This window comes from Haloarcula rara (genome assembly GCF_029338235.1).
In the GTDB taxonomy this organism is placed as follows: domain Archaea; phylum Halobacteriota; class Halobacteria; order Halobacteriales; family Haloarculaceae; genus Haloarcula; species Haloarcula rara.
The window spans coordinates 2,337,800-2,350,804 of the sequence record NZ_CP119785.1; the positions used below are offsets into that span (position 1 = coordinate 2,337,800).

The 13,005-nt window shown below is 66.4% G+C and carries 16 protein-coding genes; 11 read left to right on the forward strand and 5 right to left on the reverse strand.

The window, feature by feature from the left end:
- The first annotated feature begins 18 nt into the window (after nt 1-18).
- From P1K32_RS12415 to P1K32_RS12425, 3 genes are read left to right on the forward strand one after another with little or no spacing between them, the layout of a single operon-like run.
- Complete coding sequence (locus P1K32_RS12415) at nt 19-297, forward strand: 4a-hydroxytetrahydrobiopterin dehydratase (protein ID WP_276250037.1); 279 nt, start codon at nt 19-21, stop codon at nt 295-297.
- A gap of 1 nt (nt 298) precedes the next feature.
- Nucleotides 299-688, forward strand: a complete 390-nt coding sequence (gene lwrS / locus P1K32_RS12420; RefSeq protein ID WP_276250038.1) for an LWR-salt protein — start codon at nt 299-301, stop codon at nt 686-688.
- Between the two features lie 44 nt (nt 689-732).
- Entirely contained in the window at nt 733-1,359 is a 627-nt protein-coding gene (locus P1K32_RS12425) for an HAD family hydrolase (RefSeq protein ID WP_276250039.1), read from the forward strand.
- A gap of 10 nt (nt 1,360-1,369) precedes the next feature.
- On the opposite strand, the gene P1K32_RS12430 is transcribed toward P1K32_RS12425, so the two are convergent.
- Together P1K32_RS12430 and P1K32_RS12435 are read right to left on the reverse strand one after the other, a co-directional pair.
- Nucleotides 1,370-2,134, reverse strand: coding sequence for a DUF7537 family lipoprotein (locus P1K32_RS12430; protein WP_276250040.1), 765 nt, complete (start codon nt 2,132-2,134; stop codon nt 1,370-1,372).
- 391 nt (nt 2,135-2,525) lie between these two features.
- A complete protein-coding gene (locus P1K32_RS12435; protein ID WP_276250041.1) occupies nt 2,526-3,455 on the reverse strand; it encodes a molybdopterin-binding protein in 930 nt (309 codons plus the stop codon).
- 99 nt (nt 3,456-3,554) lie between these two features.
- Between P1K32_RS12435 and P1K32_RS12440 the strand changes: the two genes are divergently transcribed.
- From P1K32_RS12440 to P1K32_RS12465, 6 genes are all read left to right on the forward strand, one after another.
- Nucleotides 3,555-4,328 (forward strand): GIDE domain-containing protein, encoded by a 774-nt coding sequence (locus P1K32_RS12440; protein ID WP_276250042.1) that lies wholly within the window; start codon nt 3,555-3,557, stop codon nt 4,326-4,328.
- A 64-nt stretch (nt 4,329-4,392) separates the two neighbouring features.
- Nucleotides 4,393-5,304, forward strand: a complete 912-nt coding sequence (locus P1K32_RS12445) for a hypothetical protein (protein WP_276250043.1) — start codon at nt 4,393-4,395, stop codon at nt 5,302-5,304.
- 88 nt (nt 5,305-5,392) lie between these two features.
- The gene (locus P1K32_RS12450) at nt 5,393-5,749 is read left to right on the forward strand and encodes an Hsp20/alpha crystallin family protein (protein WP_276250044.1); all 357 of its coding nucleotides are present in this window, start codon (nt 5,393-5,395) and stop codon (nt 5,747-5,749) included.
- 94 nt (nt 5,750-5,843) lie between these two features.
- The gene (locus tag P1K32_RS12455; RefSeq protein ID WP_276250045.1) at nt 5,844-7,538 is read left to right on the forward strand and encodes an ABC1 kinase family protein; all 1,695 of its coding nucleotides are present in this window, start codon (nt 5,844-5,846) and stop codon (nt 7,536-7,538) included.
- Between the two features lie 114 nt (nt 7,539-7,652).
- Nucleotides 7,653-8,411: a response regulator gene (locus P1K32_RS12460; protein ID WP_276250046.1), complete on the forward strand. Its 759-nt coding sequence runs from the start codon at nt 7,653-7,655 to the stop codon at nt 8,409-8,411.
- 205 nt (nt 8,412-8,616) lie between these two features.
- The gene (locus P1K32_RS12465) at nt 8,617-8,874 is read left to right on the forward strand and encodes a DUF4242 domain-containing protein (protein WP_276250047.1); all 258 of its coding nucleotides are present in this window, start codon (nt 8,617-8,619) and stop codon (nt 8,872-8,874) included.
- 98 nt (nt 8,875-8,972) lie between these two features.
- Here P1K32_RS12465 and P1K32_RS12470 read toward each other — a convergent pair whose 3' ends face one another.
- The 3 genes from P1K32_RS12470 to P1K32_RS12480 are packed head-to-tail and all read right to left on the reverse strand — an operon-like array spanning nt 8,973 to nt 11,645.
- The gene (locus P1K32_RS12470) at nt 8,973-9,524 is read right to left on the reverse strand and encodes a hypothetical protein (RefSeq protein ID WP_276250048.1); all 552 of its coding nucleotides are present in this window, start codon (nt 9,522-9,524) and stop codon (nt 8,973-8,975) included.
- The gene (locus P1K32_RS12475; RefSeq protein WP_276250049.1) at nt 9,525-10,874 is read right to left on the reverse strand and encodes an NRAMP family divalent metal transporter; all 1,350 of its coding nucleotides are present in this window, start codon (nt 10,872-10,874) and stop codon (nt 9,525-9,527) included. It lies immediately after the preceding gene.
- Nucleotides 10,875-11,645, reverse strand: a complete 771-nt coding sequence (locus tag P1K32_RS12480; RefSeq protein ID WP_276250050.1) for a phytanoyl-CoA dioxygenase family protein — start codon at nt 11,643-11,645, stop codon at nt 10,875-10,877. It lies immediately after the preceding gene.
- A gap of 124 nt (nt 11,646-11,769) precedes the next feature.
- Between P1K32_RS12480 and P1K32_RS12485 the strand changes: the two genes are divergently transcribed.
- Nucleotides 11,770-12,150: a translation initiation factor IF-5A gene (locus tag P1K32_RS12485; protein WP_276250051.1), complete on the forward strand. Its 381-nt coding sequence runs from the start codon at nt 11,770-11,772 to the stop codon at nt 12,148-12,150.
- Nucleotides 12,150-12,953: an arginase family protein gene (locus tag P1K32_RS12490; protein ID WP_276250052.1), complete on the forward strand. Its 804-nt coding sequence runs from the start codon at nt 12,150-12,152 to the stop codon at nt 12,951-12,953. The genes P1K32_RS12485 and P1K32_RS12490 overlap by 1 nt, the downstream gene beginning before the upstream one ends.
- Nucleotides 12,954-13,005: the final 52 nt, after the last annotated feature.

Below are 13,005 nucleotides of genomic sequence, written 5' to 3' on the forward strand. Positions count from 1 at the left end.
GCAGACCTCACGCCCAGTATGGCAGACCTGCTTTCCGGCGACGAGATTAGCGAACAGCTCCCCGCGGCGTGGGACCGCGAGGGCGACGAGATTGTCCGCGTCTACGAGTTCGACGACTATCTCGGCGCCTCTGGTTTTCTCGCCGCGGCCGCGGGCGTCGCCGAGGACGCTTGGCACCATCCCGAGATGACGGTTCGGTGGGGCGAGTGTGAGGTCCGGCTGACGACCCACGACGCCGGCGGTATCACGGAAAACGACATCGACATGGCCGAGCGGCTGGACAACGTCTACGAGTAGCGTGGGCGCCCACGACCCGAGCGAGGCGGGGGCCCGGTACGTCTTCCGCGTGACCGTCCGTCTCGACCCCCGGCCGGGCTACCGCGCCGACCCCGACACCGCCGAGACCGTCCTCTCCAGAGCGGCCGACCCGCCCGGGGAGGACGGCTGGCTGTTCTTCCGGGACACGCTCTGGCGCGGTGAACTCGGTGACGCCGCCCACGGTCGTCGGTTGGCCGAGGAAGCCCTCGAGGTCCCGGTCGAGTCGGTGACGTTCAGCGAGCTCCGGACGAGCGAGGCGTATCTCGACGACCTGAAAACGGCTATCGCCGACGACCTCGACGCGTTCAACGCCGAGACAGTTTCCGAAGTATTGAAAAAGTACCTGGGGAGCTCGATTCACGTCGTCTAGGGGGCAGAAAGGCTTTACACGCGACCCCCCTATCTATCGCTCCAATGGCGGACTACGACTTCTGGCTGTTCGATCTCGACGGGACGCTCGTCGACGTCGACCCGGCGTACCCGGTCGAAGTGATGGACCGGGTCGGCGACCGGCTCGGCCAGGGGTTCAGCGAGCGGGAGGCCGCGCTGCTGTGGTACGGCCAGGGCGCCGCCAGGCGTGACTTTCTCGCCGAGCGTGCGGTGGACCCGGCGCTGTTCTGGGACGTCTTCCACGAGGAGGAAGACCCGCTCGCGCGGGCTGAGGCGACCTATCTGTACGACGACGTCGAGACGTTCCTCAGTGAGCGGTCCGAGCCCGTGGGGCTGGTCACCCACTGTCAGGAGTATCTCACGGAACCGATTCTCGACGGGCTGGACATCGGCGACTGGTTCGACACCGTCGTCTGCTGTGACGACGACATCGGCTGGAAACCCGACCCTGAACCGGTCCACCGGGCGATGGCCGACCTCGGCGTCGGCCACAACGGCCACGCCGGCGTCCTGGCAGGCGACAACCCCGGCGACATCGGCGCGGCCTGGAACGCGGGGCTGGACGGTATCCACATCGAGCGTGGCTACCCGCTGGAGAAAGACCGGTGTGTCCGGGGTGACCATCGTATCAGGTCGCTGCTGGAACTCTGAGCGGCACCCGCTACTCGGCTGTCGCGTTCGTCGCTTCGGCCTCGTCGTACCAGTCGGGTGCGGTGACGGAGATGCTCTCGCTTTTGTCCAGGGTGAACGTGATCGTCGCTGAACCCCCCTCGCTCGGCAGGCTAAGCTCCCCGCTACGGATGATGCCATGGCTATCGACAGTCAGTCGGGCGTCGGCCGTGGTGCCCGACAAACTGAGGGGGTAATCGAGGTTATCGGCCGCAGTCTCGTTTATCGAACTCGATTCTAGCACGGAGCGCTGGTTACCGTCGACTGTCGTGGTGCCCGCGCTATCCCACTCCAAGGCGGGGATAATATCCAGATACAGCTTGGGGACTAACAGCGCGTAGCTAGCATTGGGCTGTTCTCTGTACGTGACCTCCCCCGACGCGGTGTTTCGAACGGCGTCTGTCCCGCTGTGGACGTAGTAAACAGTCGTTCCCCGTTGATCCGCGGTCGAGACCTCGTATATCTGGGATGCTGTGTCGTTCTGGTAGCCAATGGTGTAGTTGATGTCGCTGGTTTCCACCGAGAAGTCGAGATTCGCATACCCCGACAACCCCTCGTTGTAGAACGTCCCGAGCAGTGCGGAGCTGTTCGTGACTGATCCGTTTTCACCGCCCGAAAGGTCTTTATTTGGCTCCTCCACCGTGGGAACCGATTCTGTTCCCGTCGTTGTCCCCGTGGGTGTGTCGACGGAACCGCCTGTGTTGCAGCCGGCCAGCAACACCGTTACCACAACGAGGACTGTCAGGACTGTTCGCATGCACAACCATGGTTCAGTTGTTGATAAATGCGTTATGGCCCTCTGAGGCGTCTCCAGTGCAGACACGAGGAAGACAGCGGGTCGGCAGAGTCAGTTCCAAGATGAATCTTGCGGAGTTTTGCCGGCTGCAACCAAGTCCTGCGGATAAACCGCATCTGTGGCCGAGTGTATGGCACTGGCAGTAGGTCGAATTCGGCTGCACACTGCCTTGTCGTGGACAGTCCATCGGATCGACACAGGCCTGGTGGCTGCCAGAGCGGTCCCGTCGAGCACAGTTCTCTCGCTGGAAAGAACCGGAACGGTAGTGCCGAGTACCGCGTCGCCCGCGCTACAGCCGCTCAGCAAGAAAATGCTGCGCGTCCGCCGGTTGATCTATCTGGCCGGTGCCAATTCAGGGAAGATAGTCCCAGTCGTCGACGGTGATGGCATCACCGGCGTCGGGGTCGGGCTCGTCGGCCGGTACCGTCACCCAGCCGTCGGCCCGCGTCGCCGTCGCGAGGTCGGTCCCCGACAGGGGCGTCGCCGTATCGTCCTCGAGCGCGACCGGGACGAACGACCGGACCGCGGGGTCCGTCTCGAGCGGGTCGGCGAGCGTCGCCTGACGTGTCGGGTGGTCCGAAAGCGGGGCGTCGCCAAACCCCTTCAGCAAGGGCCGGAGCAACTGGACGGCACCCACGCGTGCAGCGACGGGCGACTCCGGCAACAGGAGGACGGGGCGGTCCTGGACCACTGCCAGTCCCGTCTCGCGGCCGGGCGCGATAGCGACGCGGTCGGCGACGATGTCGCCCAGTTCACGGACCACCTCCCGCAGCGTATCGCCCGGTTCGGTACCGGTCAGCACCACGATATCCCGCGTGAGGTCTCGCTGGACGGCCATCCGCAGGGCGGGGGCGTCGTCGGCGACAGCGTTGCGGTAGGTCACCTTCCCGCCCCAGCGGTCTGCGTACTGGGCGAGTGTGAACCCGGCCGTCTCGACGCGCTCGTCCGGGCCGGCATCGTACTCGACGACCCCGTCGCCGGTCGGGACGATGCCGACCTGCGGGCGCTGTCGGGCGAGTACTTCGTTCACGCCCGCGGCCTTCAACAGCCCCAGGTCGGCGGGTCGGAGCTGGTGGCCACGCTCGAAGACGGTGTCGTCGACGCCGATGTCGGCGCTCGGAATCCGGTCGTTGGCCGTCGCGTCGGTCGCCAGCACGCGCCCGACCGCGACCGACAGCGGGATGCGGTCGGTCCGGTCGACCGGCGCCGCGTAACTGCCGAGCTGGCGGCGAGCGGTCTCCAGCGTACACTCCTCTACGTCGGTCGGCGAGGCCCCGGCCATATCTGCCGTTGGCGCTACGTGGGCAAAAGCGTCCGGAGTCCCGAGACAGGTTCGCACGCATCGGCAACGCTTTTGATTCGCCCAGACGGTCCCGACGGTATGGTCCTCCTGCAGCTTGTCGCACTCGCCGCCCTCGCCGTCGGCGGCTACTTCTGCTACACCGGCGGCCGCCGCCTGCGGACGGTGTACCACATCCTCCGGAACGACCCCCTGCCGGTACGGGATCTTCACGGCCACCGTGGCCCCGTCGAAATCGAGGGCCGGGCCGTCGAAGGCGACGCCGGCACCGTCGAGGCCCCCTTCACCGGGTCGCGCTGTCTGGCCTACACCTGCGAGGTCGAGGAGCTGCGCCAGTCAGGCAAGAGCCAGTCGTGGGAGACGCTCGACACCGGGATGGGCGGCGTCGATTTCGTCGTCGACGACGGCACCGGGCGGGTGGTCGTCAATCCCGAGGGCGCGGACATCCACCTCGAATCGCACTCGGTGACGATTCCGCCCCACACCGAGTTGCCCGAGCGAATCGCACGGTACGTCGCGGAAAACGAGACCGTCGACCCGCAGGACCGGGTCGTCGACCTCAAGATAACACAGTTCGAGGTCGGCAACAAACAGCGGTTCACCGAGCGCCGCCTCGATATCGGCGAGACGGTGTACGTCTGCGGGCAGGCCACCCGTGGGCCGTCCGCCGAGTGGGGGAGCAACCTCGTGGACGCGCTCGTCGGCGACGGGGCGGCGACGCCCGTCTTCGTCATCTCGGATACTGACGAACGGGGGACGGCGTGGCGGATCGCCCGCGGGGGGCTCTGGCGGGCCGGGCTGGGTCTCGGTCTGGTCGTGGCCGTCGTGGCACTCACCCTCTCCTCGCTCGTATGAGAATCCGATAGATTCCATCCCAGAACCTGAAAACGCTTTTATCCGGCCGGAAGTGCTTGAACGTATGGGCCTTCCAGAGCATATTTTGGCCACCGTCTTCGCCAGCGATCTCAAGCCGTTCTTCTTTCAGCTCGTGTTTCTCGTCGGTATCGCCATCGGCCTCCACATGTGTTACAACGCGTTTCGCCGACTGACTCGTGTGTACCCGATTCTCAGCAACGACCCGCTGCCGGTGGAGCGACTCCACGGCCACCGCGGTCCCGTCGAAATCGAGGGACAGGCCGTCGAGGGCGACGACGGCACCGTCGAGTCGCCCCTGACCGGCACCCGCTGTCTGGCCTACAGTTACAAGGTCGAGGAATATCTCCGAGAAGGAGGTAACATGAACTGGGCGACGGTCGGAGCGGGGATGGACGGTGTCGAGTTCGTCGTCGACGACGGCACCGGACGGGTGGTCGTCGACCCCGACGGCGCGGATATTAATTGCCAACCCCATTCGGAGCGGGTCAGGTCCGGACGCAAGCCGCCCAACGTCAGCGACGCCGTCGAATTCATCGACTCGAGTGAGAAAGTGTACGGTGTCACCGACCGAAGAGCACTCACAGACGATGTCGTCGAATCCATGGACTCGAATGAGAAAGCGTTCGGGTTCAGCGAGCTCAAACAGAGCACAGACGATGCCGACGAACCACTCCGGCTAATCCGGGACAACCAACAGCGATACACCGAGCGCCGTCTCCACTCGGGCGACGATGTACACGTCTACGGGCAGGCCCGACGCGGGCCGTCTGCTGGGTGGGGAAGCAGCCTCGTCGACGCGCTGGTGAGCGACGGCGACGAAGCGCCGATGTTCGTCATTTCGGACACGGACCAGGGTGGGGCGGCGCGGCGAGTCGCCTGGCGGGGGCTCCGGAAAGCGGGGGCCGGACTGTTCCTCATCCTGTGTTTTGGTGGCTTTTTCGTCCTGCTGATGTGATTGCGCTCCAGTCTGTGCGTGACGACCCGCAGTCGGCGAGACTGCCGAAACCGCCGGGTTTACCATTGCGCCGTCCCTAGGTCGGCTCATGTCAGCGCTGCGTGAAGCGTTAGGGTCGCTTCCCGACGCCGTGTTCGCGGATGTGCTCGAATCCGAGGAGGGCTACCTGCTCGTGCTGGACCTGCCGGGCGTGACCGCCGACAGCCTCGAGGTCACCGTCGAAGCCGGTCGACTCGTTATCGAGGGCCAGCGCAGCAAGGACGTCCCCCGGGAGTTCCGGTTCGTCCGCGAGGACCGCTCCGTGTTCCTCGACGTCGAGCTGCCGCTGCCGCCCGATGCCACCGGCCAGGGCGCCGAGGGCACCGTCGAACGGGGCGTCCTCGAACTCACCATCCCGAAGGCGTCGGCCGCGCCGAGTACGACAATCCCCATAGACGAGGCCTGATGGTGACTGTTGGAGCGATGCATCGGTGGGCACCGAGGCAGCGACGGCGCTCCCCTGAACGAATCTACAGCCGCGTCTGCGGGGTGCCCGGTCGGTGAATCTCCGCGCGTACTGGCGGTTCCTCGTCGTCGCCCGGCAGTTCCTGCCCCTGTTGCTCGCGTACGCCCGCGACCGGAAGCGGTTCCTCCTGTTCGGCTCCGGCCGGCGTGTCACGAGCGAACAGCGCCGCGAGCGGGCACAGTCACTGCTCGATTCGCTGTTGACGCTCGGTCCGACGTTCATCAAACTCGGGCAACTGCTGTCGACCCGGCCGGACGTGCTCCCGCCGGAGTACATCGACGAGTTCGCGGCGCTGCAGGACCGCGTGCCGCCGGCCGACTGGGACCGGGCGAAGGTCGTCCTCGAGGACGAACTGGGACCGGTCGAGGAACGCTTCGCCGAGTTCGACACCGACGCCATCAGCGGCGCGTCGCTGGGCCAGGTGTACCAGGCCCGGGTCGACGGCCAGGACGTGGCGGTGAAGATTCGCCGGCCCGAAATCGAGGACCTCGTCGAGGCCGACCTCCGGGTCATCCGCTGGTCGCTGCCAATCCTGATGTACTTCCTCGGCGACGCCCGCTCGTTTTCGCTCGAGACGCTGGCCGACGAGTTCGCAAAGACCATCCGCGAGGAGATGGACTACGAGCGCGAGGCCGAGATGCTCCGGGAGATTCGGGGCAACTTCACGGACAACGACCGCATCCGAATCCCCGCCGTGATAGAGAGCCACTCCACACGGCGCGTGCTGACGATGGAGTACGTCCCGGGCACGAAGATAAACGACATCGACGACCTCGACGACCGGGGGTTCGACCGGACCGAACTCGCGGAGACGCTGCAGGAGGCGTACCTCCAGATGATAATCGACGACGGCGTCTTCCACGCCGATCCCCACCCCGGGAACCTCGCCGTCCAGGCGGACGGCAAGCTCGTCTTCTACGACTTCGGGATGTCGGGTCGGGTCGACCCGTTCGTCCAGGAGAAGATAATCGACTTCTACGCCGCCGTCGCCGACCAGAACATCCAGGCCATCCTCGATGCGCTCATCGAGATGGGGACCCTGAGCCCGGAGGCGGACCGGCAGGTGATGGGCGACGTGATGGAGCTGGCAATCGCCGACGCCCGCGGCGAGGACATCGAGCAGTACCGCGTCCAGCAAATCGTCCAGCAGGTCGAGGACACCATCTACGAGTTCCCCCTCCGATTGCCCGCGAACCTGGCGCTCGTCTTGCGTGTCGCCACCGTCGTCGAGGGGGTCTGTGTGACCTTAGACCCCGATTTCGACTTCATCTCGGTCGCGACCGGCTTCCTCCGCGAGGAGGGGTACATCACCGCCGGCATCAAGAACTACGTCGAGGACCGCGCGAACGAGGTCAACGACGCCGCCCAGTCGGCCGTTCGAATCCCGCCGAAACTCGAATCAGTCCTCGATACGGTCGAGCGAGACGAACTCACCGTCCAGGCCGACATCCGTGACTCAGACCGGCTGCTGGCGACGATGACCAAACGCCTCATACTGGGGATGTTGCTCGCCAGCACGCTGTTCTCGACGGCGTTCCTCTACGCGGAGGCGGGGCTGGTCGTCTCGGCTGTCGCCGGCCTCGCGGTGCTCGCGCTCGCGCTCTCGCTGTGGTGGTCGTTCCGACAGAAGAAGGGCGTCCGCGCGAAACCGCAGTTCACACGCCAGAGCATGCGCCAGCAGGAGACCGGAGCGACAAGCAGCTACGGTCTACCCGGTGACGAGGAGTAGCGGGGCATCGAGCGCAGCGAGACACCTCGAATCGTGGCGTCGCGACTCGCCCGTTTTCACCGCTGAGAACGGCGAGCGAACCGTTATAAGCCTCCTGGCCAACTTCCGGATAGAATGGTCACTGGAGCGGACGAACCCGTTCAGGTGCTTCACGTGGACGACAGCGCCGGACTGGGCGACCTGGTCCAGCACTATCTGGAAGACGGTGAGGGCGGCCTGTGCTGTCAGGTCACGACCGAGACAGCTCCCGCCGATGCGCTGAATCGCATTCGCGGGGGCGAGACGTCGTTCGACTGTGTCGTCACTGATTACCGGATGCCGGGCATGAACGGTATCGAACTCCTCGAGGCGATCCGCGAGACAGAGCCGACGTTGCCGGTACTGCTATTTTCCAGGGAGGAGACTGACAGCGTCGCCGCGGAGATAATCAGTGCCGGCCTCTCGGACTACCTCCAGAAGGGGTACGGGACGGAGCCGTACACGATGCTCATCCGGCGTGTCGAACACGCCGTCAACTCTGAGGGGCAGTTCGAAGGGTCGGTCGAGACGGAACTTGACGGTGTGGGAATCATCGGTCCCGACGAGCGCTTCGAACGGGTGGACGAGCTGTACGCCTCCGTCTACGGGTACGAGCCGGACGAAATCGTCGGGAAACACTGGTCGGAACTCCACCCGGAGAGTGCTGTCGACCACGTCAGGTCGAACGTGCTGCCCGTGGTTCGGGACGGCGGCAAGTGGGAGGGGCGCAGCCGGGGGCTCCGTGCCGGCGGCGACACGTTCACCGAGTCGAAACTGGTGACGGCCCTCGACGGCGACCGGCTTCTCATAGCCGTCTCTGATATCGACCAGTCGGACCCGGTCAGCGGGGACTGAGTTCGACCACGCTGGCCCACGACCACGGGTCGCCACGCAGCCCCGCTCGCTTCTCGAAATCCGGGTCTCGGTGCCGAGCTCGGCGGCTGAACGTATGCAACGCATCCGCTGGCTGCCCTGGGCTAGCTGGCGAGCAAGTCTCCACCAAGCTCACACACCTGCCAACAGGGACTTATGTCTGTGGCGTGTCAACTCGCAAGGTGAAATGCCACTGTTTATCGACGTCCATAGAGACGTAGACGCGACCGTAGATGACGTCATCGAGGCACACGAGAAAGACGTCGAGACACAGGAAGAGTTCGACGTCGAGTATCTGAACTACTGGGTCGACGAGGACGAGGGCGCGGTCTTCTGCCTCTTCGAGGGACCGAGCAAGGAGGCCGGCGAGAAGGTCCACGAACACGCACACGGCCTCACCGCCGACGAGATTCACAAGGTCCACCAGGGCGAGCCATCCCACTAGCTCCGCGCCACTGGAGCCTGTGAGAACCGCCTCTCCCCTGCCACCGGGGTGTGGTCGTGCCGACGGCGACGATGACAAAACCGCCTCGCCCGCGTGATTCAGGACAGCTCGACCACGCGGTCGGCCCAGGACCGAAGCCGCGCTAACGCCGCTCGCTCGTTTTTCGAAACCGGGTCGTCGACGCCCAGCGTGTCGCTGTCGAAGGCGTTGAGGACGGCACAGTCGGCCCGGTCGCAGTAGTCAGTCAGGCGCTCTACCAGGTCGGGGTCGGCCTGCAACGCGATGGTGGCGTCGTTGACGAACACCGCTCGCGGGTCGGCGGGCGCGGCGTCGATGTGCTCGAAGGCTGCCACAGCGTTGGCTTCGGCCAGCGCGAGCGCCTCGGCGCCGTCCGCGCCCGCCGACCGCGGCGCGTGGGCGTCGACCACGCCGTGATAGGCCTCGTCGGGCACCGTCGTAAACTGCGTGAGCGGGCCGCCCAGCACCTCGCCGTCGCGTTCGACCGTGGGTGCGAAATCGAGGACGACGACGCCATCGGGGCCGTGCTCCTCGACCCAGCTATCGAGGGCTCGGGCCGTCAGCTGTGTCTTCCCGACGTTCGAGGGGCCGACGACGAGGGTCGTGCCGGAGAGGGGAACTGAGAGCGCCATTCAGTCGGCGGCCATCGCGGGCTCGGTGTCGTCGGCCAGCCAGTTCCTGACCGACAGCCCCAGCAGGCCCACCATCGCCACGGCCAACACGGCGGCGAAGGCCAGGATAGCCAGCGAGACGGGGTCGGTCACCCCGCCCGCGGCCACGCGCTGGAGCCACTGGCCCGCGACCACGGTACTGACGCCGATTAGCAGGAGGCCGCCGACGTTCTCGACGGCCGAACTCGTCTGCGGGACGGCGGTCGGGTCGTTCAGCAGGTACAGCACGAGCGCGAGCACGAACGGCGTGCCGACGAAGCCGATGGCCAGTGCCTGGACGAGCAGTCCGAAGACTGCGCCGGGGATGAACACGCCCAGCGCGCTGACCAGAGCAAAGACGGCGACGGTCGCCTGGTACCGGGAGTCCGAGGTGTCCTGTGCCCACCCCATCTTGTCCGCGATGAGATACGGCGGGACGACGGTGTTGGCGCCCAGCGTCGTCACGGCAGCCCCCCACAGGCCCAGCAGGAACAGCCACTTGGCGTTCGCGCCGACGAGCGGGCCGAGCGCGTTCGCGGCGGCCACGACGCTGAGACTCGGGTCTGAGAGGACCGATGCGGCCACCAGGAAGATGGCCAGGCTGGCGATGCCGAAGGCGACCAGCATCGAGGCGGCCACGTCGAAGCGGGCCAGCGCCGACTCCTCGGTCGTCCAGCTACGGGCTCGCATCGTGTAGGACTGCATCGTCACCAGCGCGATGTGGACGGCGCCCCCGAGGATACCGGCCGCGAGCAGCGCACCCTCCACGCCGGCCGGAATCGAGGGGACGAGCCCGGTCGCGGCCGCGCCGGGGTCGATGGGGACGACAAAGAGCGAGGCGACGAACAACAGGACGACCAGCGAGACGAGGACTTTCGCGCCCAGTTCGGCGTAGCGGTAGCCGCCGCCGGCCAGGCCGACCGCGAGGACGACGCTCCAGGCGACTGCCCAGGCGACGGGGCTCAGCCCCGTGACCTCGGCGGAGACGCCCGCGAGGGTCTTCATGATGACCAGTTGCGCGAGTCCGGCCGCGATGACGGTGTCGGCCACCAGCAGCCACGCCCACGACGAGCCGAGGTTGTCCTCGACAGCCGAGACGATGCCGGCCTCGGTCAGCAGTCCCAGCCGCATCGCGAGATACTGCGCGGTCGCGCCCATCATCGCCGAGAGGACGACGACCCACAGGAGCGTGTAGCCAAAGCCCGCCCCCGCAGTCACGAGCGCGCCGATGGTCGCCGGTCCGACGGCGATGGCGCCAGCGAGCCACGTGGGTCCCATGTTCCGAAGTTTGCCGACCAGCCCGCTGGCGTCGTTCGCGCTACTCGTCGCCATCTACACGCACCCCGGGAAGGTCTCGCCACAGATGTGTTCGCTGTCGACCCACGCGGGCGGGTCTTCGTCGGTAAAGCGCGAGCGGTTACGCATGTAGGCCGCGATGTAGGCCCGCCGCCAGTCGTCGGTCTCGTTTTCGGCCGTGTAGTGGGGCAGCAGGCAGTGCTGGAAGAGCACGTCACCGGGCTCCATCGGCAGGGAAACGGCGTCCTCGGGGCCGTAGTCGCTCTCCGCGATGGTGATGTCGGTGTCGTACTCGATGGCTTCGTGACCCAGGAGGCCGTCTGTGTGCGCGCCAGGGACGATCTGCATACAGCCGTTCTCGGTCGTCGCCTGGTCCAGGGCCATCCACACCGTCACGTGGTCCATCGGGTGGATGGGGTAGTAGGCGGCGTCCTGGTGGTACTTCTTCTCGCTGCCGACCCGTGGCGGCTTGAGCATGGCCGCACTCCGGAGCAAGGAGCAGTTCGGGCCCTGGAGCTGTTTCACCACGTCGACGACGTTCTCGTCGGTGACGAGGTCGGCGAAGACGTCGTCCTCGCGGACCATCCCCAGGCCCTCGAACTTCCGGACGGGGTCGGCCCCACCGAGCGTGGCGTCGTCGACCTCGGGTTCGAGCATCCGCTCGAACTGGCTCTCCTCGCGGTCGTTGCGGACGTAGGCGTCGATACGTTCGGTCACGCGCTCGACGACGGCGGCGTCGAGGCAGTCCTCGACGACGACGTAGCCATCGCGCTGGTACTGTTCGAACTGCGCGTCGGACAGGCACATACCACCCAGTTCTACCTGCCGGTAATAAGCCGTTCGACTCCGCCAAGTTCTGTGTGAGGCGGCGGACCGCGTCGGCGCCCCGGATTCCAAACCGTTTATACTACAACACCGGCAACACGGCGGTATGGCTCGACAGCAGACGGAAGTTCGTGAACTCGACGAGGGAAGCTACGTGATGATCGACGACACACCGTGTAAGATTGACTCCTACAGCACGGCCAAGCCGGGCAAACACGGCAGCGCGAAGGCCCGCATCGACGCCCGCGGCGTCTTCGACAGCAAGAAGCGCTCGCTCTCCCAGCCCGTCGACGCGAAGATCTGGGTCCCCATCGTCGACCGGAAGCAGGGCCAGGTCGTCTCGACCGACGGCGGCGACGCCCAGGTGATGGACTTAGAGACCTACGAGACGTTCACCATGCTGATGCCCGACGACGTGGAGCTGGAACCGGACGACGAGATAGAGTACCTCGAGTACGAGGAACAGCGCAAGATCACCCGCTCGTAATGACGTTCCCCGGCGCGGTCGCCGACCGCGAGACGGCGGCCTACGCCCTCGTGGGGGCGCCACTCGACGTCTCGACGTCCTTTCGGCCCGGCACCCGCTTCGGCCCGCGCCGCGTCCGCGACTTCGGCGAACAGTTCGACGACTTCGACCACCACACCGGGCGACACTTTACCGACCTCGGTGTGTACGACCACGGCGACGTCGGCCCCTCGGCCGACACCGCCGAATACCTCACCTACCTCGAGAGTGCCATCAGTGAGTTCGACAGGGACGGCGCCGTCCCCCTGCTGGTCGGCGGCGAACACACCGTCACCGTCGCCGCCGTCCGCGCGCTCGACCCGGACGTGTTCGTCTGTACCGACGCGCATCTGGACCTCCGCGACTCCTACGCCGGCGACGACCTCTCCCACGCGACCGTGACCCACCACGCCCTTTCGGTTGCCGACCGGGCGGTCGTCCTGGGCGCTCGTACCGGCAGCGAGGCCGAGTGGGAGCGAGCCAGCGAGCGCGACGTGACGGTCGTTCCCCCCGAGGACGTGGCCGACTGGACGCCCGACTTCGAGGGCGAGCGGGCCTACTGCTCCGTGGATATCGACGCCGCTGACCCCGGGTTCGCGCCGGGGACCGGCACGCCAGAACCCTTTGGCCTGTCCCCCCGAGAGCTCCGGGACGTCGTGCGAGCGGTCGCCCCCCACGCCGTCGGGTTCGACGTCGTGGAGGTCAACGACCGCGACGACGGCCAGGCCGCGACCCTCGCCGCGAAGCTGTTGCGGGCGTTCGTCTTTGCCCACGCTGATGCGTAATCTACCGGCTGTCGTTGCTAGACGCTTTTGTCCGTCGGTCACTGATTCGGGG